The organism is Ruegeria sp. AF3 (assembly GCF_056536285.1).
Genome location: NZ_JBQFJM010000002.1, coordinates 39,720 through 65,416, shown reverse-complemented (window position 1 = coordinate 65,416; position 25,697 = coordinate 39,720). Strand labels below are relative to the sequence as shown.

The window sequence follows — 25,697 nt, the reverse complement described above, 5'->3', positions numbered from 1 at the left end:
AGTCCGAGGGCCGTGGCTGCGGAGTTTGCGACCGCCTGGCAGTCTCATAAACTACGTTAGGCCACGGCAGAAAAGTATCTATCGCTTCCGGGCAATGATCCACACGGGATGATATGTCAACGAGACCCCGCGATCCGTGCCGAACTCCTTAGCGTATACGTTTTCGAACCGAGCCAGCGTGGACTTGGTCCATGTTCCTTGCGCCCTGCCGTTTACACCTGTTCTTCGCAAATACCTAAGAACCTCGCGGGGCGTATCGAAGTAGGTTCGCCTCAGGCTTTCACCAACGGCCAATACCTGCATTGGGCCGTCGACAGCAGCGGCAAGAGCAGCCGGAGTAGTAAGACCCGGTGCACGCGCTGTTGATCCGATCGCGCTAAGCTCTCGATATTGCTGGGGGCCAAAACCCGAAACCGCTAACCACCCGCCGGGCTCTAGCGCGTCCATCGCTCTGTGAAGCAATTGCAACGGGCTTTCCATCCATTGGATCATCGAAGCCGAGGCGATCAGATCAATCCGGGAGGGCCAGTGAACTTCACGCGCATCACCGGCAATGAACGTGGCCTTTTCCGCATCCGCTGTTGCCTGAGCCTGTGGTGCGATGTCGTTCAATATGAAGTTTGGCAGGTGAAAGCTTTGTCGCATCAGACGGGTCAGATGCCCTGTGCCACATCCCAGCTCGAAGACAGTTTCAAAGCGGTCCGGAGCTCCGGCACGACGCAGTTCAGACACCAGCTTGCCTGCGACCCAGGCTTGTTGACTTGCTGTGTCGTGGTAGGTTTGAAAGCTTCTGCTAAAGCTCCGCTGCACCCTGTCTGCCAGTTGCGCTGTCATGATACCCAACTCGCCCAACTTTGCCCCGGTAGGAATGGTACGTGCGGCGCCGCCACACGCTCGACGCGGGCCGAGGTTGAGGCCCATGCGGCTTCTTGCGCCAATGTCGGAATGATCCGGTCGTTTGTGGGTATCCACACCCTGTCAAAACCCGGATCAGGGGCAGGCCCGCGTTGGATCACGGCAAAAAGCTCCTGTTGCGCCGCTGCGATGTCCAGTTCCGGGGGCTCACTTGGCAAACCTGCACGGCGGCAGAACTTGGCGAAGCTGCGCTCGGAAAGCTGAGCCGCTGTTGCCTTGATCATGTCGGGCGCAATACCACGTTCCGGGCACGCAGGGTGCAAAGTGCCGCTGATGGCGATCAATCGGTCGGGACGAAAGCCCGAGCACGCCAGCCAATGCGCAGCCGACGAGACACCGAAGGAAAAGGCCAGCATATCAATGTGATCGAAACGGGCGAGATCAGGCAGGGGATCATCGAGACTGATGTAGCCTTCCACCAACAGAGTATTTCCGCCCCCCGTAAGACCCCGGAACGGAGCATCGCCCAGTGCCCATCCACCAAACACAAGGGTCAGAGTACTGTCATCTGATTGCGCCAGCCAACGGCTTTTCATTTCTGCCCCCCAGCCAGAGCAAGCATCGCGGACGTTACCCTGCTCAGTTCGTCAGGTGAAATAACATAGGGAGGCATGCAATAAATATTGCGAGCAAACGGGCGCAACCACACACCGGTTTCCGTAGCCAACCCATGTGCGATGGAGGGGTCGACCCGCTCATCCATCTCGATGACGCCAATTGCGCCGAGCACGCGCACATCTGTAACACCGGGCAAATTGCGTGCGGGCGCGAGTTCGGCCTTCATCTGCTGCGAGATTGATGCAACTTCCTGCTTCCAGTTTCGCTGTTGCAACTGGTCGAGGCTCGCCACCCCTGCCGAACAAGCCAGAGGGTTGGCCATGTAGGTGGGACCGTGCATCAAAACTCCGGCCTCACTTTCACCGATCCCGCGAGCGACGGCCTCAGTCGCGATAGTGGCGGCCAAGGTGATATGCCCACCGGTCAGCGCCTTGCCAAGACACAGGATATCCGGAACCACCCCGGAGTGATCCATTGCAAACATCTCGCCACTGCGTCCGAATCCGGTCGCGATCTCATCGAAGATCAGCAAAACGTCATGCGCATCACACAAGCCACGCGCCCCACGTAACCAGGCGGGGTGATAGAAATACATCCCACCTGCGCCCTGCACCACCGGTTCAAGGATCAGTGCGGCGATCCTGTTGCCTTTGTCGTTCAGCAGCGCCTCCAGCGCCTCCAACCCGTTCTTGGAAGGATCGTCGAGCCACACATCGCCAAATTGAATGTGAGGGCGTGGCAGAAAGTGCTGGATCGACAACGCACCGCGAAATAGGCCATGCATCCCGTTGACGGGATCACAAACGCTCATCGCCTTCCATGTGTCGCCATGATAGCCACCCCGGATCGTGGCAAATTCAGACCGTTCGCCCCGGTCTTTGGCAATCTGGTACTGGACTGCCATCTTCAACGCGACTTCGATCGCGACCGAGCCGCTGTCGCTGTAGAAAATGCGATCCAGGCCATCTGGCAGAAGGTCGACCAACCTGCGGCCAAGTTCCACGGCGGGTTCGTGGGTCAGACCGCCAAACATCACATGCGGCAGTGTATTCAGCTGCTTTTGCATCGCATCGATGATGGCCGGGTGCCTGTGCCCATGCACCGTACACCACCAGGACGACATTGCGTCGATCATTCTGACGCCATCAGCACGCGTCAGCCAGACACCTTCTGCCCCGGTAATCAGGTGCATCGGGCCGGGTTCAAGCACATGTGTATAAGGGTGCCACAGATGGCGCGCATCAAATTCCAACGGGGTCACAGGAACCTCCGAATGGTCGCCACATCGATTGCCGAAAATGCGCTGTTCAGGCTCTGCGGTGTCAGGTCGCTCAGATATGGCAGGCGTCCCAGATGATGCACTTTACACATCTCGACGATGGTTTGCTCTACGTCCGGCACGGGGTCACCCACGAATGCGACGCCGACTACCTCGCAGCCAACAGCCCGAAGCGCCATCAGAGACAATGTGGTGTGGTTGATCGTTCCCAAGGCGGTGCGCGCAACAAGAACAACCGGAGCCTGCCATCCGGCAATCAGGTCCAGAAAGAACGACTGGCGGTTCAGCGGCACCATAAGGCCCCCTGCGCCTTCGACAACAAGAGGCCCGTCCACTTTCGGAATTTCAAGACGCGAGAGGTCAATCTCAACGCCCATGTCTTCGGCAGACAGATGCGGTGAAGCGGGCATGTTCAGCCGGTACGCTTCGGGCAGGACTTCGGCACCACTCAGCGCGCTCACGGTTTCAGTGTCTGTTGCATCCTCAAGACCAGACTGAACAGGTTTCCAGTACTGGGCCTGCAAAGCTGCCGCCAGACCAGCCGAAAACACGGTTTTTCCAACACCTGTGTCGGTTCCGGTAACGATCAGCGCGCTCATGCGGCCTCCGACTGACAGATTGTGATGGTTGAAAACAGGGCCGAGATATCCTGAAGGGTGACATTTCCGGTAATCGAGACGCGCAACCGGGATGTGCCTTTTGGGACAGTAGGCGGGCGGATACCCCGAACGTCAAAACCCTGCTGCTGCAAAGTGGCCGCCATCGCCATTGTGCGCTCGTCATCTCCCAGTACAACCGGGATGATCTGGCTGTTCAACGCGGCTGCGGGCAACCCCAGTTGCCGTGCGGCGTCATGGGCATGGCGCATACGTTCATGCGCGCCTTCAATCAGGCTGACATCCTCGGCCAGTTCCCGTAGCGCAGCACGAACCAGAGAAGCGTTCAAAGGCGACGGAGCGGTCGCAAAGATGAAGGGACGAGCCCGGTTGATCAGGGTATCAATCATCACGCGCGGACCGCAGATCAGCCCGCCTGAAACACCAAGCCCTTTACCGCAGGTATGCAATGTCAGCAGATCAGCGTTCAGGTCATGCGCAAGACCCCTGCCTCGCTCTCCGAAAACGCCGGTTGCGTGGGCCTCATCAACAACCAAAACCGCATCAGCTTCGCGCGCAAGTACGGACAGGTCTTCCAGCGGCGCCAGATCACCTTCCATGGAATACACGCTTTCGACGGCAATCCAGACCTGACCCGAACCGCCTGTAGATTGCCAGTCGCGCAATACGTTGAGTGCATCCGCAACGTCATTGTGGCGAAAGGTACGCAGGTCTGCACGGCTGGCCCGCATACCTTCATGGGCGCTCGCGTGAACCAGCGCGTCATAAAGGACCAAGTCCTCAGCCGCTGGCAACGTGGAGAAGATCGCCTGATTGGCCTGGAACCCGCCTCCCATGAACAGCGCGGCCTCAGCTCCAAAGAATGCGGCCGCTTCCCGCTCCAGCGCTTCATGTTCAGGGTGGTTGCCCCGCAACAGACGCGAACCTCCCGAACCTACAGGCACACCCCGCGACAGCGCGTCATGCGCCGCGCGCTGTAACACTTGAGATCCAGCAAGACCCAGATAGTCATTCGACGCGAAATCCAGCCCTTGCGTCGAGATCAAGGCCCGGCGGCGGTGCCGGGCTTGAAGCGCATCAAGCATCGATTCCAGTCGGTTGACTGCTTTCATTCGGCAGCTTCCGTGCAGTTTCGCGTTTCGGCTTTTTCGGCCTGAAGACCAAGTTTCGCAAACAGGACCGCGTCGGTGTCTTCTTCGGGGTTTTCTGCTGTCAAAAGCGTTTCGCCAACAAAGATCGAGTTGGCACCGGCGAAAAAGCACATCGCCTGCATCTCGTCACTCATGTCGCTGCGCCCGGCAGAAAGCCGCACATAGGACTTGGGCATCAGAATGCGGGCCGTTGCAATGATCCGCACAAAGTCGATCGGGTCAATCGGCTCGGCGTCGGCAAGCGGGGTATCAGCCTGCGGCATCAACATATTGATCGGCACCGAGTCAGGTGGAGGCGTCATGTTGGCCAATGTCAGCAACATGTCGATACGGTCGCCAGTATGTTCACCCATCCCCAGAATGCCACCCGAGCAAACCTTGATCCCGGCTTCCTGTACCCGGTTCATCGTGTCAATCCGATCCGCAAAAGTACGGGTGGTGATGACTTCGGAGTAATAGCGTTCCGAGGTGTCAATGTTGTGATTGTAATAGTCCAAACCGGCGTCGCGCAGCTGAACCACCTGGGTGTCGTCGAGCATACCCAGCGTCATGCAGGTTTCCATGCCCAGTTCCTTGACGCCCTCGACCATCGCGACCAGCGCATCCATGTCACGCGCCTTTGGCTCGCGCCACGCCGCCCCCATGCAGAACCGGGTCGCGCCACCATCGCGGGCTTTCTTGGCCTCGGTCAGAACGCTCTGAACCTCGATCAGCTTCGATGCGGGCAAGGTTGATCCATTGCGGGCTGATTGCGAGCAATAGGCGCAATCCTCGGCGCAGCCACCAGTCTTGATCGACAATAGCTTCGAGGTCTGGATCTGGTTCGGATCAAAGTTTTCGCGATGCACGGTCTGCGCACGAAACAAAAGATCCATCAGCGGAAGATCGTGAATAGCTTGCGCAGTTTTACGGGTCCAGCCGGAGTGTGGGATGATCATTTTATCTATAAAACTCTCTGCAGCTTGCGTTGCTGTGGATTTATTATCGATAAAACTTGAATACGCAACTGTGTTGGCGCAAACGATCTTAAATCAAGCGGAAATGCCGCGCCTTCAGAAATCGAGCCCCAGATCGACGGTGCGGGCAGAATGCGTCAAGGCACCGGACGAGATGTAATCAACCCCTGTCGCCGCGATCGATGCGACCCGTTCCAAGGTCACGTTGCCGCTGGCTTCAGTCTTCAACCGCCCGCCCACCATGGCAACCGCTTCGCGCAGCATGTCATTGTCCATGTTGTCCAGTAAAACAACCGAAGCCCCGCCAACGTCCAGCACTTCGGCAAGCTGGTCCAGTCGATCAACCTCAATCTCGACCGCCATCATGTGACTGGCCTTTGCCTTAGCGGCTTCAAGAACCTTACGGATGCCGCCTGCCGCAGCAATGTGATTGTCCTTGATCAGGATCGCATCTGACAAGGAATAGCGGTGGTTGAAACCGCCACCGTGCAGCACGGCCTGTTTTTCCACGATGCGCAGACCTGGCGTTGTCTTGCGTGTACAGGTCATACGGGCTGTTGTGCCGTTGGTCTGCTCCACAAATGCGGCTGTCATTGTGGCAATACCCGTCAGGCGACCGGCAAAGTTCAGAGCGACACGTTCGCCGGACAGGATCGATGCGGCAGAGCCCTTGATGGTCATCAGCGTATCACCGCGTGCGCAACGCGAACCATCCTTGATCCGCATGTCAACCTCAAGCGACGGATCCACAAGCCGGAACGCGATTGCAGCAACTTGCATCCCCGACACGACAGCGTTTTCGCGCGCGTTCAGTCTGGCTGTATAGGTTGTTTCCTGTGGGATAACGGCACGGGTTGTCACATCACCGTAGCTTCCCAGATCCTCCATCAGCGCAGCGCGGACCACGGGTTCCAGAATCAGATCCGGCAGGATTGCATATGTCATGACAGTTCCTCGCAGGCTTTGGCCCGAATGCTCATTGCTTCGGACAAATACATCCGGGACCGCTCTCCGGGCCCATCATTGGCTTTTGGAAAGTCGGATCGCTTGTGCGCACCGCGGCTTTCTTCGCGCTGCAAGGCTGCGGCAGCGATCAAGGTCGCGGTTGCACACATGTTGCGAAATGACGGGCAGGCATCGTGCTGCGCCTCCAACTGCGCTATAGTTTGCAGAGCACGGATTAGGCCCGCCCGGTCCCGGACAACGCCCACGTCGCGCGTCATGGTTTCGCGCAACTCCTGGATAGATTTTGTTGTGTCCGGGGACATTACCTGAACAAACTGCAATGCAACGGGGTCGGCATTTGACACCACCGGAACGGATGCCCCGATACTTTCGGCGCAGATGCGTGCAAAGACAAGCGCCTCAAGCAACCCGTTCGAGGCCAACCGGTTGGCACCGTGAAGGCCTGTCGAAGATGCCTCGCCGCAGACCCAAAGCCCGTCAAGTGTCGCGCGACCGTCAGTGTCGGTGGCAATACCGCCCATGTGATAATGCGCTGCCGGTGCGACCGGAATCGGTTCGTTGACCGGGTCGACGCCATTGCGCGTGCAGTATTCAGCAACTGCCGGGAACAGGTCCGTTATCTTCGAGCCCAATGCGGTGCGGGTGTCCAGCTTGGGTCGGTTACCTGCCTGCGCTTCGGCAAAAATTGCACGTGCGACGACGTCTCGCGGGGCGAGTTCTGCGTCCGGATGAACGGATAACATGAACCGCTCACCCTTATTGTTGATCAGGGTCGCCCCTTCGCCGCGCAATGCTTCGGTTGCCAGCGGTGCCGGATCTTCGCCAACATCCATTGCCGTCGGATGAAACTGAACGAATTCGGCGTCAGCAATAAGTGCACCAGCACGCGCGGCCATCCCGATGACCTGCCCGCGAATGCGCGCCGGGTTGGTCGTCAAGGCATACAACCCGCCAGAGCCACCCCCGGCAAGCAACACAGCAGGCCCGCTGAGCGTAACGGGCTCGGACCCCGTTTCTGATGCGTCCTGAACTGTGACACCAGTCACCCGACCGTTGGATACGTCCAGCGCCGTGGCAAGGACACCTTCCAACACCTGAACCGAGGGCGTTTCATGCACCCGTTCGATCAGGGCAGCCATGATTTCACTACCTGCCTGATCCCCTTTCACCCGTACGACACGCGCGAAGCTATGCGCCGCTTCGCGTGACAACACATAACTGCCATCCTTGGTGCGATCGAATGGCGTGCCCAATGTCGTCAGGTCGAGGATATATTGACGCGCCTCGCGCGTGACCAGATCGGCAACAGCCGGAACGACTATGCCAGCGCCAGCCATTACGGTGTCCAGGCTGTGGCTTTCCGGGCTGTCCGACAAATCCATTGCTGCGGCCACACCGCCTTGCGCCCATGAGGAACTTGCACCTTCACCCAAAACATCGGGTGAGATTACAACCACTGGTCGCGGCGCGAGCTTCAGTGCTGCATAAAGCGCACCGATGCCAGCCCCCACAATAATGACGCGATCCGTGGTGACTTTGGTCATTTCAGATCAAATGCCAAGCTTGCGGGACAGATCGATCATCGCCTGAACGGATTTGCGCGCCTTTTCAGCCACATCTTCGGCGACCTCGACCTGCCCTTCCATCGTGTGCAGGGCGTAGAGGATCTTTTCAAGCGTGATCTTCTTCATATACGGGCACATGTTGCATGGCCCGACAAATTCGACCTCGGGCAATTCATCGGCAATGTTGGATGCCATCGAACACTCGGTGATCAGCATCGCCTTTTTCGGCTTTTCATCATGCACGTATTTGATGATGCCGCTGGTCGAACCGGAATAGTCTGCCTCGGCCACCACATCCGGCGGGCATTCAGGATGCGCAATCAGCCGTGTTCCCGGGTTCCATTCGCGGAAGTCGCGCAAGTCCTGTGCCGTGTATTGTTCGTGCACGATGCAAGAGCCAGGCCAATACACCACGTTCTTGTGGCTTTGATTGGCAACATTTTGCGCCAGATACTGATCCGGTGTCATGATGACCGTATCACTTTCCATGGCGTTCACGATCTGAAGCGCGTTCGAAGAGGTGCAGCAGATATCCGAAGCTGCTTTGACCTCGGCAGTGGTGTTTACATAGGACACAACCGGCGCGCCGGGGTACTTGGCGCGCATTTCATCGATTCCCTCAGCGGTGATCGATTCTGCCAACGAACAACCGGCATCCATGTCGGGCATCAGAACAGTCTTCTGAGGGCTGAGGATCTTTGATGTCTCGGCCATGAAATGAACACCGGCCTGAACGATCACATCTTCTTCGACCTCACTGGCCTTGATCGCAAGCTGCAAACTGTCCCCAACGAAATCGGACACACCGTGAAAAATCTCGGGCGTCATGTAATTGTGCCCAAGGATCACGGCGTTACGTTCTTTCTTGAGCGTATTGATGGCCCGCACGTAAGGCGCGTAGATCGCCCAATCTGGTGGGCTGACCACGCGATCCATGCGGGCAAACGTGTCTTTCATCTCATTGGCCAGAGAGGCCGATGGGGCAAGGTCATAAACGTCCGAAATCACCGAGCGGACATGTGCAATATCGAGCAACGGGTAGCCACCTTTGTCAGTTGCCTTCAACCCCTCGGGGCTGCTGAACGGCTTAGCCCTAGCCGAAACAGTACCGGTTCGAAACCGGAAAATGTGACGTTAGCGCTAAGGCAAACGGACAAAACAAAGGTTGGCGTGGTAGTCAGCCCAAAATGCCCGGCAATCGCAGCCCATGTTCACGCGCGCAGGCTTTCGCGTCCTCGTACCCTGCGTCCGCGTGACGCCAGACACCTGACGCGGGATCATTCCAGAGCACCCGTTCCAATCGCTTGGCCGCGGCATCTGTTCCGTCTGCACAGATGACGACGCCCGCATGCTGGCTGAAGCCCATACCAACCCCGCCACCATGATGCAGCGAAACCCAGGTCGCACCCGACGCCGTATTGACAAGCGCGTTCAGCAGCGGCCAGTCCGAAACAGCATCCGAACCGTCCTTCATCGCCTCGGTCTCGCGGTTGGGTGAGGCAACAGAGCCACTGTCGAGATGGTCTCGGCCGATGACGACCGGAGCTTTCAATTCGCCGTTTCTAACCATCTCGTTGAACGCCAGCCCAGCCTTGTGGCGATCTCCCAGCCCGATCCAGCAGATCCGCGCTGGCAAGCCCTGAAACGCAATACGCTCCTGCGCCATGTCCAACCAGTTGTGCAGATGGGTATTGTCGGGGAACAGTTCCTTCATCTTGGCGTCGGTCTTGTAGATATCTTCAGGGTCACCGGACAACGCACACCAGCGGAAGGGTCCGATACCCCGACAAAACAGCGGGCGAATATAGGCGGGCACGAAGCCGGGGAAGGCAAAGGCGTTCTCCAACCCTTCATCCTGCGCAACCTGTCGGATGTTGTTACCGTAATCCAACGTCGGCACGCCCGCGTTCCAGAAGTCCACCATTGCAGCGACGTGCTGCTTCATCGAAGCACGTGCAGCCTTTTCGACCGCCTTCGGTTCACTTTCGCGCTTGTCTTTCCATTGCGCCATGGTCCAACCAAGCGGCAGGTAGCCATTTACCGGATCGTGGGCACTGGTCTGATCCGTGACAATATCGGGGCGCATCCCGCCAGCTTGCATCCGAGCGTATATTTCCGGGAAGATTTCAGCGGCATTTCCCAACAGACCAACAGATTTCGCTTCGCCCGCCTTGGTCCAGCGATCAATCAATGCCAGCGCTTCATCCAGCGTCTCGGCCTTCTCGTCCAGATATTTAGTGCGCAAGCGAAAGTCGATGCTGTCCGGGTTGCATTCCACGGCCAGACAACAAGCCCCTGCAAAGACAGCGGCCAGAGGCTGCGCGCCGCCCATTCCACCCAGCCCCCCGGTCAGGATCCACTTACCTGTCAGGTCACCGCCATAATGCTGACGCCCGGCCTCGGCAAAGGTTTCATAAGTGCCCTGCACGATGCCCTGTGTACCAATATAGATCCACGAGCCAGCGGTCATCTGGCCGTACATCATCAGACCTTTCTTATCGAGCTCGTTGAAGTGGTCCCAATTGGCCCAGTGCGGCACAAGGTTCGAGTTTGCAATCAATACGCGGGGTGCATCGCTATGGGTGCGAACAATGGCAACCGGCTTGCCGGACTGGACGACCAGAGTTTCATCCTCTTCCAGATCTTTCAGGCTGGCAACGATGGTGTCAAAATCCTTCCACGTCCGTGCCGCGCGGCCAATCCCGCCATAGACCACCAGCTCATGCGGGTTTTCGGCCACGTCAGGATGCAGGTTATTCATCATCATCCGCAACGGCGCTTCGGTCATCCAGCTTTTGGCGTTCAGTTCAGGTCCGGTGGGTGGAAAGATGTCACGGGTGTTTTTGCGAGGATCGGTCATCGGGCAAGCTCCAATGCTGTGTCATTGAGGACGTCTAGAATGTCTTTCAACCAACGCCGGAGACGGGTGGCTTTGGCGGTGTCAAAAGTCCAGGGTGGCGTTTCTGATGTCAGGTAGGTCGACTGCGCCAACTCCATCTGGATCGCGTGAATACCGTTATCCGGGCGTCCGTAGTGCCGTGTCGTCCACCCGCCCTTGAAGCGCCCGTTCAAAACGGTGCTGAAAGGGGATGAAGAGGCGAATTCATGTGCAATTGTTTCGATTTCCGGTGCACAGGTCATCCCGTTATTTGTTCCAATGTTCATGTCGGGCAAAACGCCGTCGAACAGAAAAGGAATGTGACTGCGGATTGAGTGGCAATCATACAGCACAGCGATGCCATGGATCGCCTTCACCCTTTCCAGTTCGGCCAGCAAAGCGGCATGATATGGCGCATGAAATGCGTCACGTCGTTCAATGGTATCTTTTTCAGTTGGAAGGATGTCCCAGATATCCTGCCCGTCGAAATCCGTAAGCGGCACCAAGGTCGTCGTGTTTTGGCCAGGGTAAAGAGAAGTACCGCCTGGGTCACGATTGGCATCGATCACATAGCGATGAAAGGTGGCCCGCACCGTGGTAGCACCGGGCAAAAGCCCGTCGTAGAGCATGTGGATGTGCCAATCCGTATCTGTCAGCGCCCGACCCCGAGCATTCAGTTTGGCATCAATCGCCGCAGGCACATAAGTGCCCGAGTGAGGCAGGCCCAAAACAATTGGACTACCACCCTGAACTACCTCGACCGGAGCAGTCATGCGCCAAGCTCCGGCATGGCCACACCGGTGCTTTCGGCAATCTCACCGCTTGCAATAAGGGCCGAGGCTGCTTCGATGTCATTTGCCATGTACCTGTCATCTTCCAACGCCGGGACAACCGAACGCAGGCGCGCCATGACACCTTGAAGGCTTTCACTGGTTGGCAGCGGCGCGCGATATTCAACCCCTTGCGTTGCACACAGCAACTCGACCCCAAGGATACGCTCCAGATTGGTCACCATTTGCCCCAGCCGCCGCGCACCATGGGCGGCCATTGACACGTGATCCTCCTGATTGGCCGAAGTTGGTGTTGAATCTGTGACGCAAGGATTGGCCAGATGCTTGTTTTCGCTCATCAGCGCGGCTGTCGTGACTTCGGCAATCATCATGCCAGAGTTCAAACCGGGCTTGGGCGTCAAAAACGGAGGCAAATCAAAGCTGAGCACCGGATCGACGATTAGCGCAATGCGTCGCTGCGCAATTGCCCCGATCTCGGCCACTGCCAGAGCAATCATGTCGGCGGCAAATCCGACCGGTTCTGCATGAAAGTTTCCGCCTGATACGATCAACCCGGCCTCGGCCAGAACCAGAGGGTTATCGGTGGCGGCGTTGGCCTCGGTTTCCAGGGTTACTGAAGCCTGACGCAGCACATCCATCGCGGCGCCAACAACCTGCGGTTGGCAGCGGATGCAGTACGGGTCCTGAACCCGCGTATCACCGTCCCGGTGGCTCTCGCGAATGACCGACCCAGCCAGTAGCGCACGCATGGTTGCGCCCGCTTCGATCTGGCCTCGGTGACCACGCAAGGCGTGAATTTCGGGTTGCAAAGGCGCGGTAGACCCCATGATCGCATCAGTTGTCAGGGCTGAAGTGACCAAAGCGCTTTGCGCCGCCCGCCACGCGCCGAAAAGCCCCGCCAGCGCAAACGCCGTGGAAAACTGAGTGCCGTTGATCAGTGCCAACCCTTCCTTGGGGCCAAGTTCAACCGGGGTCAAACCTGCCGCTGCCAGTGCGTCGCCGCCAGGCATGGCTGTACCGCCAAACTCAGCTTCACCCTCGCCCATCATGACGGCTGCCATGTGCGACAGTGGTGCCAGATCGCCCGAAGCACCAACAGACCCCTGTGCCGGGATCACCGGTGTCACGCCTGCGACAAGCATCGCTTCCAGCAGGTCAATCAGCTCCAACCGCACACCCGACGCGCCACGTCCGAGGCTGAGCAGTTTGAGCGCCATCATGAGCCGCGCAACAGCACGCGGGATCGCTGGTCCAACGCCACAGCAATGGGACAAGATCAGGTTGCGTTGCAGCGTCGCGGTATCCTCGGCCGCGATCTTGACGCTTGCCAGTTTTCCAAAACCCGTATTAACACCGTAAACGGCGGCTTGACCAGTCGCCGCCTCAATAATGCGAGCGTGCGCCGAGGCTATGGCAGGCCTGCAAACCGGGTCCAGCCGAACGGCGCATTCCTGGCGGAATACCTGTTCCAGCTGCGCCAGAGATACAGCACCGGGAGTTAACGTCAGAGTGGTCAAAATGCGCCTCCGAATATGCGGGCGTGAAGGGGATTAAAACCGATGCGGTAGGCAAGCTCGGCCGGGTGAGTGACATTCCAGACGGCCAGATCCGCCCGCAGGCCCTGAACGATCCTGCCGCAGTCTCTCAGGCCCAGTGCACGCGCGGCATTCACGGTGACTCCTTTCAAAGCTTCCTCAGGTGTCATTCGAAACAAAGTGCACCCCATGTTCATTGCAAGCAAAAGCGATGTCATCGGAGCCGAACCCGGGTTGCAGTCGGTCGCAAGGGCCATTGGCACCTCGTACATGCGCAACAGGTCAACAGGCGGTTGTTGCGTCTCGCGCAGGGTGTAGAAAGCCCCAGGCAGGATCACGGCCACCGTGCCTGCCGCTTCTATGGCTTTGACACCGCTTTCGTCCAAATACTCGATATGGTCGGCAGAAAGCGCACCATAGCTTGCAGCAAGTTTCGCGCCACCCAGGTTGGACAGTTGTTCGGCATGCAATTTGACCGGCAGTCCTAGTTCCTTGGCAACGTCAAACAGTGGCACCAGTTGGTCGGGCAGGAAGGCAATCCCTTCGCAAAATGCGTCAACTGCGTCTACCAAACCCTCGGCATGAGCCGTGCGAAGCGTCGGAATGCAAATCTCAGCAATGTACGCCTCGGGCCGGTCTTTATACTCGGCGGGTACAGCATGAGCGCCCAGAAAGCTGGTCGCTATGCGCACCGGGCGGCTTTCCTGCAGGGCCCGCGCGGCGCGCAGCATGGTCAACTCAGTTTCTTGATCCAGCCCATAGCCCGATTTGACTTCGATCACCGAGACCCCTTCGGCGATCATCGCGTCCACGCGCGGCAGAGCCTGCGCGATCAAATCCTCTTTACTGGCCGCACGTGTGGCTTTCACGGTCGAAATGATCCCTCCGCCTGCGCGGGCCACCTCTTCATAGCTGGCACCGTTAAGGCGCATCTCGAACTCAGCCGCGCGGTCGCCGCCATGCACCACATGGGTATGGCAATCGATCAGAGCCGGCGTCACCAGCCGCCCGTCCAGCGAGGTTGGAGAGAACGTCGCGTATTCTTCCGGTAACTGCATCTTCGGACCGACCCATGCAATCCGGTCGCCACGCACGACAATCGCCGCGTCTTCGATCAATCCGTATGCATCCGCACCAACCATGGTAGCGGCGTGCAGATCTGTGAACAGATGATCGTGGGTTTGCATTCGAATCCCTCTTCGGTGCAATTCTCTCTTTTCTGGTACAGGTCTTTATGGCATATGTCTATTCATAAAACCGGAGGTAGGAATGACGGTCATATTCGCAAAACGGGCCTTTCTGGCAGCCGGCTGGGCAGAAAACCTGCGAGTCGAGATCAAGAATGGTCGTATCGCGCATCTGACAACCGACGCGGTCGCGCAAAACGGCGACACCTGCGTTGACACTCTCCTGCCCGCTTTGGGCAACCTTCACAGCCATGCCTTTCAGCGCGCCATGGCGGGAATGACCGAATATCGGTTGGCTGGCCGTGACAGTTTCTGGACTTGGCGCGATCTGATGTATCGTTTCACAGCCCACCTGAGCCCTGACCAAATTCAGGCCATCGCCGCGCAAGTCTATGTTGAGATGCAGGAGGCCGGGTACGCGTCGGTCGGGGAATTCCATTATCTGCACCACCAACCGGACGGGCAGCCCTATGACAGGCTTTGCGAACTCAGCGACCGGATCATGACCGCCGCCGCCGAGACCGGAATTGGCCTGACCCATCTGCCCGTTCTGTACAGCTATGCAGGAGTTGGAGAAAAACCGCTGGAGGCCGGGCAGCGACGCTTTGGCAATGATGTGGGCCGTTTTTGCGAACTTGTCGCGCAGGCGCGGGATGCGCTCGGTAGTCTTCCCGACGACTGTCGCGTCGGCATCGCGCCACACTCCTTGCGCGCCACCTGTCCGCGCGATCTGGCGCAAGTTGTAGCATCACAAAGTTCCGGTCCAATTCATATTCACATTGCCGAACAACCCAGAGAAGTTGAGGAAGTTCAGGCTGGCCTTGGCGCGCGTCCGGTCGAATGGCTGCTGGATAATGCCCCGGTTGATTCCAACTGGTGCCTGATCCACGCAACCCATATGACCAACGAAGAGACTCGCGCCATGGCCCACAGCAATGCCGTTGCCGGTCTGTGCCCGGTGACAGAAGCCAACCTGGGCGATGGGCCTTTCAATGGCCCTGTCTATTTGAATGCAGGCGGCGCTTTTGGCGTGGGATCAGACTCCAACGTGTTGATTTCCATGACCGAAGAGCTCCGCACACTCGAATATTCGCAACGACTGCGCGACCTGTCACGTAACGTGCTGGTGGTTGGTGAAGGTTCTGTCGGACAAACCCTTTACCGCGGCGCAGCTATTGGCGGCGCGCAGGCGCTAGGCCGCAATGCTGGGCAAATTGCCGAAGGAATGCTGGCTGATCTTGTCGCCATTGACAGCCAAGCCCCTGCCCTTTGCGCATTACAGCCCCAGCAGTTGCTGGATGGTTTTGTCTTTGCCGCCAAAGATAATGTCGTTACTGATCTTTGGTCCGCAGGCCGACATCAGGTTCAAAACGGGTATCACGTCATGAGGGATAAGGTCGCGCGTAACTACAAACGGGCAATAGGTGAGCTTCTGGCTGAGCTTTAGCTGGGGGCCTTATTGAAACTCACGCGAAGGATCTTGGCACCAGCAGCGGGCCTGACCGTAACGGCGGCGTTCAGCGTCATTGCGTCTCCGGCCACCAGAGGCGTTTTGTCTGACATATGGGCCATTCCCGAGGCGACAAAGATAAACTCGCCCGCCGCCCCCTCGAATTCCTGATCATTTGCAAAAACGTTCACTACCACAACGACGTCCTTTGGATCGTAGATCACATTGAACGCACGACACGGCCCGTCCAACAGCCGCGCATTCAGCGCGAGCGCCCCGTCGAACGAAAGCGGCAGCAAAAGGCGTGCCGTTAAAACGCCGCTATCGCCGAGCAAATCAAGCCCTGCCCCTTCGATGATCGTGTGTACGCGCGACATCCCTGGAAATCGGGAAAATGGCCCATCCCGATCGATCCGGGCCACACTAATACGCCAGGCGACGTGCTCGCCGACCCGCTTCGCGGCAAGTTCGGTTGTTATACCGCCACCATTGGCCCATTGCGTAACCGCGCAATCCTGCAATCTGATAAGGTTCTGGGTCAAATTCTTTGCATCTCACCGTTAACCTAGACATAATACTAATAAGTTCAAAAAATATAGTGAGCACAATGTGAACGAGCAGAAAAACGTCGGCTTCCAGGATGTCCGCGATGAAGTTCTGAATCGCATCCAGACCAGAATCTGGCCGCAAGGCAGCTTGCTGCCTACCGAACTGGAGCTTGCCGCCGAGTTCGGTTGTGCTCGTGCAACTGTCAATCGCGCTCTGCGTGAACTTGCTGATCAGGGTATTGTCACACGGAAACGCAAAGGCGGCACGCGTGTGGTAACAATACCGGTCAAACAAGCCCGACTGCCTATTGCGGTAGTCCGGCAAACCATTGAAGATATGAATGCCGAATACCGATACGCGTTGGTCAACCGTACGCTGATAGATTGTCCGGCATGGCTACAAGCCAAACTCGGACTGCCCGAGGGTACGCAAATTCTGCATTTGCGCTGTATGCACCATGCCGATAATCGCCCCTTCCAGTACGAGGAACGATGGATCAATACCGCCGCAGTACCGCACGTCATGGATGAAGACTTTCTGACCACCGGTCCTAACGAATGGTTGCTGGCCGAGGTTCCTTTTTCGAACGCGGAAATTGCATTCTCAGCTGTTCCGGCAATCGGTCCGCTTCAGGATTTTCTTTCCGTTCCGCCCGGCACCCCTTTGTTCCAGTTGGAGCGGACAACGTGGTTTCGAAAAACCCCGGTCACCTTTGTGCGCATGACCTTTCATCAGGGTTATCAAATGCGGACTACGTACTGAGGCCGTATTCGTTATTGGTGATCCCGCCGAATGCCAAAACCTCGATCCGCTACCCCGCTTGTTTCAAGTACGCACTACATCAAGTGCATGTGCATTCGGGTGGCCAGACTACCCAGAACCCAGACGGTGCCAAGGATCATGATCATCAGAACCAGTGTCGAAAACAACACCAGGTGGAGATCTTCGCGGCTGCTGCGCCGACGGTCGATATGGAGGAAGTAGACAAGCTGCAACACAAGCTGTGCCAATCCAAGCAACCCGATCGTCAAGTAAACACTAACCGTTTCAATCCCATAAGCCTGCGCCACGCCAAACATCGCCAAGGTCAGCAAAAGTGAGCCACCATACCCGATCACATAGCGCCGTCGCTCGCGACGATGCATTTCAGAGCGCCTATCCATAGGTCAGACCTCCGAAATACACGATGGTAATGATCCCAATCCAGATCAGATCGAGAAAATGCCAGAACAACGCCAGTCGCACCACGCGCGAGATAACCACATCCGTCATACCCTTGACGCGCAGCTGGATACCCAAAACGATCAGCCAAAGGCATCCAGTCGCAACGTGCAGACCATGCAGTGGGACCAACCCGAAAAAAGCCGACAGAAAACCGCTGCGCTGCGGAATGCCGCCTTTATCCGCCATAGCCATGAAGTCACGCACTTCCAGCACCAGAAAACCAAGCCCAAGCGCAAGGGTGACGCCAAACCATAAGACAATGCGACCGCGCGGCAGATTGTACTTCAACGCCAGCATGGCAAGACCCACTGTCAGGCTGCTGGTCAGCAGTATCAGGGTCTGCGCAAAGACACTTTTCAGATCAAACAACTCGTGCGGGCCGGGGCCACCTGCCTGCGCATCGATCATCGTTATGTAAATCGCAAACATCAGGCCAAAATAGACCAGATCACTCATCAAGAAGACCCAGAACCCAAAGGTGACAACCTCGGTTGCCTTGTGGGCACTGGCGTGATGTTCTCCAAGATTGATACCGGGATAGCTGTGAGTGGGCGCGCGCTTCATGTCGCCACCTCCAGATCCGGGCGGGCAAGGCCGCGGTTTTCCGGAGAAGTTTCATAATCGCGATCAACCGCCGCTTCGCTGTGGACCAATGCCAGCCAGGCTTCGTGGTCCCTTCGCACCTCTTCCGCGGGGATGGTGAGTTCTGTACTGTCATCGAATGTCCAGATGATCACCACAAGGATCATCAAAACCGTCATTAACGCCGCAAGCCACCAGATCCACCAGACCAGCGCAAACATCCATATGCCACTGAGAACGCACAGAACAAAGCCAATTCCCGTGTTTCGGGGCAGTTCGATATCTTCATAAGCGTCTGGTGTTGGATAGGCCGTTCCTTTTGCCTTCTGTGCCGTGAACTCATCCCGATCCGAAACCTTGGGGATGATCGCAAAGTTATAAGCGGGAGGCGGTGAAGGGATAGACCATTCCAATGTGCGACCATCCCAGGGATCCCCAACCGGAACACGGGTTTGGTCGCGGTCACGAATGCTGACCCATAGCTGGATCAGGACCGAGAACAATCCACAGGTAATAACAATCGCTCCGATGATGGCCACGATCATGAAAGTGTGGAAAGACGGATCGCTATAGCTGAAAGATCGGCGCGGCATGCCCAACAGCCCGACGAAGTAGAGAGGCATGAATGTCAGCAAAAACCCCCCGGTCCAGCAATAAACAGAAACCCGGCCCCAGAATTCGTTCAGTCGGAATCCAAAGGCCTTGGGGAACCAGTAATTGTATGCCGCCAACAATCCGAACAACACGCCAGGCAATAACGCGTTGTGGAAATGAGCTACCAAAAACAGCGTATTGTGAACCTGGTAGTCTACGGTGGGATTTGCCAGGATCACGCCGCTCAGCCCGCCGATGGCAAACAGCATCAAAAATGATAGCCCATAAAGCATCGGCACCGAGAACCGAATGCGTCCCCGCCACAACGTCGCCATCCAGTCATAGACTTTCACGCCGGTTGGGATGGCAATCAGCATGGTCGCGATACCAAATACCGCGTTGATCAACGCGCTTTGACCCATGGTGAAAAAGTGGTGCAGCCAAACTGTGAACGACAACACGGCGATCGACATGGTCGCAATGACAAGCGAGTTGTAGCCATAAAGCCGTTTGGCCGAGAAGGTCGCAAACACCTCGGAATAGATGCCATAAGCAGGCAAAACCAGCAGGTAAACCTCGGGGTGGCCGAACAGCCAAAACAGATTGGCATAGTTCATCATGTTGCCACCGAGGTCGTTTGTGAAAAAGTGGAAATCAAGATAGCGATCAGCGGCAAGCATCAGCGCGGCGACACCCAAAGGTGGCATGGCAAAGACGATCAAGATCGAACTGCAAATGATTGTCCAGCAATACATCGGCAGACGCATGAACGTCATGCCCGGAGCGCGCATCTTGTAGATGGTAACGGCAAAATTGATACCGGTCAGTGAGGTGCCAATGCCCGAAACAACGATGGCCCAGATCCAGTAATCCGGTCCAACACCTGGATTGAACGTTGCGCCGGTATACGGTGGATAGGCTGTCCAGCCGCCGGTCGAAAACTCTCCAATCACCAGCGACACCATCAGCATCATGCCTGACGAAACCGTAAGGCCCAGACTAATCTGGTTTAGTCGCGGGAATGCCACATCGCGCGCGCCGATCATCAGCGGGACAATGTAATTCGCAACACCAAAGACAAAGGGAACGGCAACAAAGAAGACCATGATTGTGCCGTGAGTGCTGAAAAGCTCGGCAAAATGTTCGGCTTCGAGGAAACCGTCGCCGGGCCCGGAAGCCTGCTGCGCGCGCATGACAACGCCTTCAAGCACACCGCGTGCCAGCATCACGATGGCAAAGACGATATACATGACACCGATCTTCTTGTGATCGACGCTGGTCAGCCAATCGCGCCACAGGGGTGTCCACAGACGAAACCAGCTCAGCATTCCTACGACAACAACAACGCCAATAATCACAACAGCTGCGGCTGTATTGGCCACGATCTCATTAGTATTTGGGTTCTGGATCAACCCGGCAATCGGAAAAGCGTCCCAACTCAGACGCCCGAAGAAACCTGTCTCGGTCGGCGTCATTTTTGCGCCTCCTGCCCAAATGATGCAGTTCCAGGCTGTAGCTCGATCGGTAAAGGCTGACCGCTGTGGTAGCGGCTCAGGATATTCCGGAACAGGTCGTCTTCTATTGTGAAGTAGAGCGCATCATCCGGCATCCGAGATGTTCCCAAAGCGGCCTGAACTTCATCCCTGTCAGTCCGCATGGCCAGTTTCCGATACGTTGCCTTATCTAGTTGGATGCTGTTGTTACGCACTTTTTCGACCCAAGTGTCGAAATCCTCACCGCTCATCGCGATAGTGCGGAACTTCTGCTTGGTAAAGCCCCGTCCGTTGTACTGAGTGTTTTCGCCCTGCATCACTTCCGGCGCATCCGCGACAAGATGTAACTGGGTGGTCATGCCCGGCATCGCATAAATCTGCCCAGCCAGCGCGGGTATCATAAAAGACTGCATTACGGTATCGGTCGTCAGCGTCAATGCAATTTGCCGCTTTGTCGGAATTCCAAACTCTCCCACTGTGGCGATCCCGAGATCGGGGTACAGAAACAGCCATTTCCAATCCAGACCGACAACCTGAACCCGCAGCGCCGGATCCTCACCAAACGGTGCCGAATACGGGTCAAGCCGATGCGTCGCCTGCCAAAGATAAAAGGACAGCAGGGCCACGATTATTACAGGCACGCCCCACATGACAAATTCCAGCTTGGCCGAGAAATCCCAATTCGGTGCGTAAGGCGCAATGCGGTTGCTTCGGCGGCGATACCGAAACGCTATTATCGGGACCAGCACCAGTACCGGGATAACGGCCAACAGGATCAATACGGTCGCGCGAAGCAAATGCGTTTTCTGAACTACCGCTATCGGGCCTTGCGGGTCCATAAAGCTGTCGCTGGCCAAAGCTGGTTGCACCGAAGCGATCAACAGGAACACAGCGGCAAGTCTGAGCAAGGATGGATAGGACGTATCGACTTGTGCCACAGCTGACTGTCCTCTCCTCATCTCGATCCCATCCAACTATCGGCAAGTGGGTGAAATTTCTCAAGAGTTTTCCGAACCACAAATTGCCATCCTCAGCTTTCTTTCAACTTTGGGTATAAACAGCGACGGGTCGCGCGGCATCTTCCCGTTGACTTGCAAGGCCAGTCGGGACAGAAAAATCGTCAATGCGTACTTTGCTTGTCACTCTAGGATTGATCCTTCTGTCCCAGACCGCACTGGCACAGGATCGTGCAGCAATTGAACGCCAGTTTCAGTCGTGGCTGTTGGAGACGATCTGGCCCAAGGCGCAGGCCAAAGGTGTTTCACGCAACACACTGCAACAGGCGTTTTCCGGTGTTACTCTGAACTGGGACCTGCCGGATCTGGTTCCGCCCGGACATAAACGCAAAACGCCCAAGGCGCAAAAACAAGCCGAATTTGGCTCGCCCAGCCGGTATTTCAATACGGGGTCAATTCAGGGTGCAACGTCTGTCGGGCGCAGGATGGCAAAGCAACACTCTGCGATTCTTGCCAAAGTCGAAAGCAATACTGGCGTTCCTGCTCGTATCATTCTGGCAATCTGGGGCAGAGAAAGCGGCTATGGGCAGGTGCCAATCCGCCATGATGCGTTCAGGGTTCTGTCGACCAAGGCATTCATGAGCACACGCGCGGAATACTTCACGGCCGAGCTTATCGCAGCTCTGCAAATCGCAGAAGCGGGGCCCCTGCCAGCCCGGCAAATGAAAAGCAGTTGGGCAGGCGCGTTAGGGCAACCCCAGTTCATGCCATCAAGCTATTTGGATTACGCCGCAGATGGCAACGGCGATGGACAGGTCGATATCTGGGGGTCATCCGATGATACAATCACTTCGATTGGCAACTACCTGAAAAAGCACGGCTGGATCGCCGGGCGTGACTGGGGTTTCGAAGTGTCTGTGCCGGCAACCGTTTCATGTACATTGGAAGGACCCGACCAGGGGCAGTCAATTCAGCAGTGGGAAGCGATGGGCATAAACCGGGTCTCTGGCAAACCTTTTCCAGCCCACGAGATGAAGGGGGTAGGTTACCTGATGATGCCAGCAGGACGATTTGGTCCTGCTTTTCTTGTCACTCCGAATTTTTACGTTCTGAAGGAATACAACAAAAGTGATCTGTATGCTTTGTTCGTCGGCCATGTCGGTGACAGAATCCAATTTGGAAGCGACGATTTTGCAGGGCGGTGGGGCAAGGTCGGCGGTTTGTACCGTTCTGACATCGCAAAGATGCAGGGCGCGCTGGAAAGCTTGGGGTACGATGTCGGAGGCGTTGACGGCTTGCCAGGTTTCAAAACCCGCCGATCAATAGGCAGATGGCAGGAAACGATGGGTGTTGCACCTACCTGCTTTCCTGAAGCCTCGATGACAACGAAACTGGCCCGATAAGGCACCAAGCATGCGTTGAACGGTCGCTCTCGACTTGCTTAAGCATCTTATCGCCGGTCGCAACAGACCGCATTTATCATCAATCTTAATGATTTCGACCATATTGTTGCTCTTTCAAAAACGGACTTGATGCGTCAGATCATGTATTTCCAAGAAGCTCGGATGTTTGCCGACGGGTTACTTGTGCCCTTAAGACACGTTACTTGACGCAACTTGCGACTAAGTGAGCCGTGTTAATTCCAGTTACGCAATCCCTTCCATCTGAGTTCTTTTTGACCGCGCAGTCCAAAACTACTTGTCATAACAAGGCGATATGCCCATCCAAAGAAAGGCACGCGGAACTCCGTTCGGGGGCTTTTCAAGGCAAGTGATGCTGCTCCAAAATATCAACTTTCCGTGATCGACAAATCGTCGCCAGATTTTTGGCACAGAGTTGTAAGGGAAGGGTCGCTGGGAACTGTCGTTCGGGCCTTGTATACAGGAAACAACGGAGTCGGCTTTTGACTCGTCTGGACCAAGGTGGCACGATTTGGTCAATAACAGCCGGCACACTGGGCATGATTGATTGACACGGTTTTGAAGACTAATAGGACATTCCGGATGTTTTCTGTTTTACCGGCCAAATTTTGATTTGAGAGGCACCATGACACGCAAAGTCACAAAAGCAGTTTTTCCAGTGGCGGGAATGGGAACCCGGTTTTTGCCGGCAACCAAGTCCGTTCCGAAAGAGATAATGACGTTGGTGGACCGCCCCCTGGTGCAATATGCAATCGATGAAGCCCGCGCTGCTGGGATCAAAGAGTTCATCTTTGTGACGTCTCGCGGGAAATCCGCGCTTGAAGATTACTTTGACCATAACCTCGTCCTCGAACAGGAACTAATGGCCAAAGGCAAAAACAAGCTTCTCGATATCCTGAACAAGACCAATATGGAAAGCGGCGCGATCGCCTATATCCGCCAACACAAAGCCTTGGGCCTGGGCCACGCCGTTTGGTGCGCGCGCCGCTTGATAGGCGATGAACCTTTTGCCGTAATGCTGCCTGACGATGTGATTGCTGCAGATACACCATGTCTGCAACAAATGGTTGAAGCCTATGAAGAAACAGGCGGCAACATGGTGGCAACGATGGATGTTCCACCAGAAAAGACAAGTTCGTACGGCGTGCTGGATGTTGTCGACAGTATTGGCCCGGTCATTCCAGCCAAGGGTATGGTTGAAAAGCCTGAGCCGTCGAAAGCGCCATCCAATCTGGCAGTTATCGGTCGTTATATTCTCCGACCTTCCGTGCTGAACAACCTGAACGCAATGAAAACCGGAAGTGGTGGTGAAATCCAACTGACTGATGCAATCGCCGAGGATATCGCATCCGGTGTGCCTGTATTTGGATACAAGTTCGACGGGCAGCGTTTCGACTGCGGCTCAAAATCCGGTTTTCTGCAAGCGACCGTTTCCTTTGCTCTTGCCCGTGACGACCTGCGTGATGACCTGAGCCAATACCTGAATGACATCGTGGCAACTGGAAAAGCGGCCCAGTAGCCACGGGATCTTCCATTCCACAAAGAGAACTGAATAATAACGTTAATCATCAGCAATTCAGGGGCACGTGTATGAACAGTACGGTCTATCCAGTTATCCTGTGTGGTGGTTCAGGAACGCGTTTGTGGCCCCTGTCGCGCAAAAGCTATCCCAAGCAATTCGTTCCACTTGTCGGCAAAACCAGTCTTTTACAAGATTGCGCCGACCGGATGCTGGGACCCTCACATGCACCCTATGCAAAACCACTAGTTCTCACCAACGAAGCCTTTCGGTTTATTGTCCCTGAACAGTTGGCGGCCGTGGGCATCGACCCCGGTCCGGTCCTGATTGAGCCTGAAGGGCGCAACACAGCCCCTGCTGTACTCGCGGCTGCGTTGTACCTTGCCTCACATGATCCGGAAGCCATCATGCTGGTCGCACCTTCAGATCATGTGCTTCCAAACAAGGCGGCTTTTCATCAGGCCGTCGCCGAAGGCACGCGCGCAATTGCCGAACGAGGCGATCTGGTGACATTTGGCATCACGCCCACTCGGCCCGAAACCGGGTATGGCTACTTAAAGCTGAACGACGCCCCAGACGCGTCCGGAGGTGCAGTTCGCCTGGATCGTTTCGCGGAGAAACCGGATCTGGATGCGGCGCAGGCGATGGTGAAAGATGGCAGTTACCTGTGGAATTCCGGCATCTTCCTGTTTGCGGCACGTGACATCGTTGCCGCATATGAAAAATTCGCAAGCACCCTTGTTGCACCTGTCCAAAAGGCCGTCGACAACGCAAAGACAGATTTGGGGTTCCTGAGATTGGATCCTTCGGCTTGGGCTGAAGTCGATGACATCTCGATCGACTATGCGGTCATGGAAAAAGCTCCCAACCTCAGCGTGGTTCCGTATTCCGCTGGTTGGTCGGATGTTGGCAGTTGGACGGCTGTTCAAGAATTGTCAAACCCTGATGAAAACGGCATCGCGACAAATGGGGAAGTAACCACAATCGACTGCCGCAACGTTCTGATACGATCAGAATCGCCAGCTCAGGAAGTGGTGGCAATGGGGCTTGAGAACATTATCGCAGTTGCGATGCCGGATGCTGTGCTGGTTGCTAGCATGGACAAAGCCCAGGACGTCAAGCAGGCTGTCGCTGCCTTAAAGGCTAAAGGGGCCAAACAGGCAGATACGCTTCCGGTCGATCACCGCCCCTGGGGCTGGTTTGAGAGCCTCGTGATCGGTGACAGATTTCAGGTTAAACGAATCCATGTACATCCTGGCGCTTCGCTCAGCCTGCAGTCCCATCACCACCGGTCCGAACATTGGATTGTGGTTGAAGGCACCGCCAAGGTTACGGTCGATGATCAGGAACGGCTGGTCAGCGAAAACCAGTCTGTCTATATCCCGCTGGGCGCTGTGCACCGGATGGAGAACCCTGGCAAGGTGCCCATGGTATTGATCGAAGTGCAGACCGGCACCTATTTAGGCGAAGATGACATCATTCGATATGAAGACATTTATGCCCGGGATTAA

General features: G+C 56.4%; 23 protein-coding genes. 5 read left to right on the top strand and 18 right to left on the bottom strand.

Annotation, left to right across the window (positions count from 1 at the left end):
• Window positions 1-78 precede the first annotated feature (78 nt).
• From ACR3FC_RS17005 to hutI, 13 genes are all read right to left on the bottom strand, one after another.
• Window positions 79-834: a methyltransferase domain-containing protein gene (locus tag ACR3FC_RS17005; RefSeq protein WP_480477067.1), complete on the bottom strand. Its 756-nt coding sequence runs from the start codon at window positions 832-834 to the stop codon at window positions 79-81.
• On the bottom strand, window positions 831-1,451 hold the full coding sequence (locus tag ACR3FC_RS17000; RefSeq protein WP_480477065.1) for a pimeloyl-ACP methyl esterase BioG family protein: 621 nt from the start codon (window positions 1,449-1,451) through the stop codon (window positions 831-833). The genes ACR3FC_RS17005 and ACR3FC_RS17000 overlap by 4 nt, the downstream gene beginning before the upstream one ends.
• Window positions 1,448-2,734, bottom strand: a complete 1,287-nt coding sequence (gene bioA, locus ACR3FC_RS16995) for an adenosylmethionine--8-amino-7-oxononanoate transaminase (protein WP_480477063.1) — start codon at window positions 2,732-2,734, stop codon at window positions 1,448-1,450. Before bioA ends, ACR3FC_RS17000 begins: the two co-directional genes overlap by 4 nt.
• Window positions 2,731-3,351: a dethiobiotin synthase gene (bioD, locus tag ACR3FC_RS16990; protein ID WP_480477061.1), complete on the bottom strand. Its 621-nt coding sequence runs from the start codon at window positions 3,349-3,351 to the stop codon at window positions 2,731-2,733. The genes bioA and bioD overlap by 4 nt, the downstream gene beginning before the upstream one ends.
• Window positions 3,348-4,481, bottom strand: coding sequence for an 8-amino-7-oxononanoate synthase (locus tag ACR3FC_RS16985; protein ID WP_480477059.1), 1,134 nt, complete (start codon window positions 4,479-4,481; stop codon window positions 3,348-3,350). The genes bioD and ACR3FC_RS16985 overlap by 4 nt, the downstream gene beginning before the upstream one ends.
• Window positions 4,478-5,458: a biotin synthase BioB gene (gene bioB / locus ACR3FC_RS16980; RefSeq protein WP_480477057.1), complete on the bottom strand. Its 981-nt coding sequence runs from the start codon at window positions 5,456-5,458 to the stop codon at window positions 4,478-4,480. The genes ACR3FC_RS16985 and bioB overlap by 4 nt, the downstream gene beginning before the upstream one ends.
• A 114-nt stretch (window positions 5,459-5,572) precedes the next feature.
• Entirely contained in the window at window positions 5,573-6,421 is an 849-nt protein-coding gene (gene nadC, locus ACR3FC_RS16975; RefSeq protein ID WP_480477055.1) for a carboxylating nicotinate-nucleotide diphosphorylase, read from the bottom strand.
• Window positions 6,418-7,986 carry an L-aspartate oxidase gene (locus ACR3FC_RS16970; protein WP_480477053.1) on the bottom strand — a complete coding sequence of 523 codons (1,569 nt, stop codon included), beginning with the start codon at window positions 7,984-7,986 and terminating at the stop codon, window positions 6,418-6,420. The genes nadC and ACR3FC_RS16970 overlap by 4 nt, the downstream gene beginning before the upstream one ends.
• Before the next feature lie 6 nt (window positions 7,987-7,992).
• On the bottom strand, window positions 7,993-9,042 hold the full coding sequence (gene nadA / locus ACR3FC_RS16965) for a quinolinate synthase NadA (protein WP_480478191.1): 1,050 nt from the start codon (window positions 9,040-9,042) through the stop codon (window positions 7,993-7,995).
• A 142-nt stretch (window positions 9,043-9,184) separates the two neighbouring features.
• On the bottom strand, window positions 9,185-10,867 hold the full coding sequence (gene hutU, locus ACR3FC_RS16960) for a urocanate hydratase (RefSeq protein WP_480477051.1): 1,683 nt from the start codon (window positions 10,865-10,867) through the stop codon (window positions 9,185-9,187).
• Window positions 10,864-11,658: an N-formylglutamate deformylase gene (gene hutG / locus ACR3FC_RS16955; protein ID WP_480477049.1), complete on the bottom strand. Its 795-nt coding sequence runs from the start codon at window positions 11,656-11,658 to the stop codon at window positions 10,864-10,866. Before hutG ends, hutU begins: the two co-directional genes overlap by 4 nt.
• Entirely contained in the window at window positions 11,655-13,193 is a 1,539-nt protein-coding gene (hutH, locus tag ACR3FC_RS16950) for a histidine ammonia-lyase (protein ID WP_480477047.1), read from the bottom strand. The genes hutG and hutH overlap by 4 nt, the downstream gene beginning before the upstream one ends.
• Window positions 13,190-14,398 (bottom strand): imidazolonepropionase, encoded by a 1,209-nt coding sequence (gene hutI, locus ACR3FC_RS16945; protein WP_480477045.1) that lies wholly within the window; start codon window positions 14,396-14,398, stop codon window positions 13,190-13,192. The genes hutH and hutI overlap by 4 nt, the downstream gene beginning before the upstream one ends.
• Window positions 14,399-14,480: 82 nt before the next feature.
• Here hutI and ACR3FC_RS16940 point away from each other — a divergent pair, with 82 nt between their 5' ends.
• The gene (locus tag ACR3FC_RS16940; RefSeq protein ID WP_480477043.1) at window positions 14,481-15,845 is read left to right on the top strand and encodes a formimidoylglutamate deiminase; all 1,365 of its coding nucleotides are present in this window, start codon (window positions 14,481-14,483) and stop codon (window positions 15,843-15,845) included.
• Here ACR3FC_RS16940 and ACR3FC_RS16935 read toward each other — a convergent pair.
• Complete coding sequence (locus ACR3FC_RS16935; RefSeq protein WP_480477041.1) at window positions 15,842-16,390, bottom strand: HutD/Ves family protein; 549 nt, start codon at window positions 16,388-16,390, stop codon at window positions 15,842-15,844. The two genes, ACR3FC_RS16940 and ACR3FC_RS16935, sit on opposite strands and share 4 nt — an antisense overlap.
• A gap of 67 nt (window positions 16,391-16,457) precedes the next feature.
• On the opposite strand from ACR3FC_RS16935, the gene ACR3FC_RS16930 reads away from it, so the two are divergent.
• The gene (locus tag ACR3FC_RS16930; RefSeq protein WP_480477039.1) at window positions 16,458-17,159 is read left to right on the top strand and encodes a GntR family transcriptional regulator; all 702 of its coding nucleotides are present in this window, start codon (window positions 16,458-16,460) and stop codon (window positions 17,157-17,159) included.
• 74 nt (window positions 17,160-17,233) lie between these two features.
• Here the strand turns inward: ACR3FC_RS16930 and ACR3FC_RS16925 are convergent, their stop codons facing one another.
• The 4 genes from ACR3FC_RS16925 to ACR3FC_RS16910 are packed head-to-tail and all read right to left on the bottom strand — an operon-like array spanning window position 17,234 to window position 21,228.
• Window positions 17,234-17,560 carry a cytochrome o ubiquinol oxidase subunit IV gene (locus ACR3FC_RS16925; protein WP_480477037.1) on the bottom strand — a complete coding sequence of 109 codons (327 nt, stop codon included), beginning with the start codon at window positions 17,558-17,560 and terminating at the stop codon, window positions 17,234-17,236.
• Window positions 17,553-18,185 (bottom strand): cytochrome c oxidase subunit 3, encoded by a 633-nt coding sequence (locus tag ACR3FC_RS16920; protein WP_480477035.1) that lies wholly within the window; start codon window positions 18,183-18,185, stop codon window positions 17,553-17,555. Before ACR3FC_RS16920 ends, ACR3FC_RS16925 begins: the two co-directional genes overlap by 8 nt.
• Window positions 18,182-20,272 carry a cbb3-type cytochrome c oxidase subunit I gene (locus ACR3FC_RS16915; protein ID WP_480477033.1) on the bottom strand — a complete coding sequence of 697 codons (2,091 nt, stop codon included), beginning with the start codon at window positions 20,270-20,272 and terminating at the stop codon, window positions 18,182-18,184. The genes ACR3FC_RS16920 and ACR3FC_RS16915 overlap by 4 nt, the downstream gene beginning before the upstream one ends.
• Window positions 20,269-21,228: a cytochrome ubiquinol oxidase subunit II family protein gene (locus ACR3FC_RS16910; RefSeq protein WP_480477031.1), complete on the bottom strand. Its 960-nt coding sequence runs from the start codon at window positions 21,226-21,228 to the stop codon at window positions 20,269-20,271. Before ACR3FC_RS16910 ends, ACR3FC_RS16915 begins: the two co-directional genes overlap by 4 nt.
• A gap of 185 nt (window positions 21,229-21,413) precedes the next feature.
• Here ACR3FC_RS16910 and ACR3FC_RS16905 point away from each other — a divergent pair, with 185 nt between their 5' ends.
• From ACR3FC_RS16905 to ACR3FC_RS16895, 3 genes are all read left to right on the top strand, one after another.
• Window positions 21,414-22,649, top strand: a complete 1,236-nt coding sequence (locus ACR3FC_RS16905) for a lytic murein transglycosylase (RefSeq protein WP_480477029.1) — start codon at window positions 21,414-21,416, stop codon at window positions 22,647-22,649.
• Between the two features lie 643 nt (window positions 22,650-23,292).
• The gene (locus ACR3FC_RS16900; protein ID WP_480477027.1) at window positions 23,293-24,186 is read left to right on the top strand and encodes a UTP--glucose-1-phosphate uridylyltransferase; all 894 of its coding nucleotides are present in this window, start codon (window positions 23,293-23,295) and stop codon (window positions 24,184-24,186) included.
• A gap of 71 nt (window positions 24,187-24,257) precedes the next feature.
• Window positions 24,258-25,697, top strand: a complete 1,440-nt coding sequence (locus tag ACR3FC_RS16895; protein ID WP_480477025.1) for a mannose-1-phosphate guanylyltransferase/mannose-6-phosphate isomerase — start codon at window positions 24,258-24,260, stop codon at window positions 25,695-25,697.

What these genes read in the sequence shown, in the direction of transcription:
- ACR3FC_RS17005 (WP_480477067.1), bottom strand. Translation starts at nt 834, where the DNA reads ATGACAGCGCAACTGGCAGACAGGGTGCAGCGGAGCTTTAGCAGAAGC.
- ACR3FC_RS17000 (WP_480477065.1), bottom strand. Translation starts at nt 1,451, where the DNA reads ATGAAAAGCCGTTGGCTGGCGCAATCAGATGACAGTACTCTGACCCTT.
- bioD (WP_480477061.1), bottom strand. Translation starts at nt 3,351, where the DNA reads ATGAGCGCGCTGATCGTTACCGGAACCGACACAGGTGTTGGAAAAACC.
- ACR3FC_RS16985 (WP_480477059.1), bottom strand. Translation starts at nt 4,481, where the DNA reads ATGAAAGCAGTCAACCGACTGGAATCGATGCTTGATGCGCTTCAAGCC.
- bioB (WP_480477057.1), bottom strand. Translation starts at nt 5,458, where the DNA reads ATGATCATCCCACACTCCGGCTGGACCCGTAAAACTGCGCAAGCTATT.
- nadC (WP_480477055.1), bottom strand. Translation starts at nt 6,421, where the DNA reads ATGACATATGCAATCCTGCCGGATCTGATTCTGGAACCCGTGGTCCGC.
- ACR3FC_RS16970 (WP_480477053.1), bottom strand. Translation starts at nt 7,986, where the DNA reads ATGACCAAAGTCACCACGGATCGCGTCATTATTGTGGGGGCTGGCATC.
- hutU (WP_480477051.1), bottom strand. Translation starts at nt 10,867, where the DNA reads ATGACCGATCCTCGCAAAAACACCCGTGACATCTTTCCACCCACCGGA.
- hutG (WP_480477049.1), bottom strand. Translation starts at nt 11,658, where the DNA reads ATGACTGCTCCGGTCGAGGTAGTTCAGGGTGGTAGTCCAATTGTTTTG.
- hutI (WP_480477045.1), bottom strand. Translation starts at nt 14,398, where the DNA reads ATGCAAACCCACGATCATCTGTTCACAGATCTGCACGCCGCTACCATG.
- ACR3FC_RS16940 (WP_480477043.1), top strand. Translation starts at nt 14,481, where the DNA reads ATGACGGTCATATTCGCAAAACGGGCCTTTCTGGCAGCCGGCTGGGCA.
- ACR3FC_RS16925 (WP_480477037.1), bottom strand. Translation starts at nt 17,560, where the DNA reads ATGGATAGGCGCTCTGAAATGCATCGTCGCGAGCGACGGCGCTATGTG.
- ACR3FC_RS16920 (WP_480477035.1), bottom strand. Translation starts at nt 18,185, where the DNA reads ATGAAGCGCGCGCCCACTCACAGCTATCCCGGTATCAATCTTGGAGAA.
- ACR3FC_RS16915 (WP_480477033.1), bottom strand. Translation starts at nt 20,272, where the DNA reads ATGACGCCGACCGAGACAGGTTTCTTCGGGCGTCTGAGTTGGGACGCT.
- ACR3FC_RS16905 (WP_480477029.1), top strand. Translation starts at nt 21,414, where the DNA reads ATGCGTACTTTGCTTGTCACTCTAGGATTGATCCTTCTGTCCCAGACC.
- ACR3FC_RS16900 (WP_480477027.1), top strand. Translation starts at nt 23,293, where the DNA reads ATGACACGCAAAGTCACAAAAGCAGTTTTTCCAGTGGCGGGAATGGGA.
- ACR3FC_RS16895 (WP_480477025.1), top strand. Translation starts at nt 24,258, where the DNA reads ATGAACAGTACGGTCTATCCAGTTATCCTGTGTGGTGGTTCAGGAACG.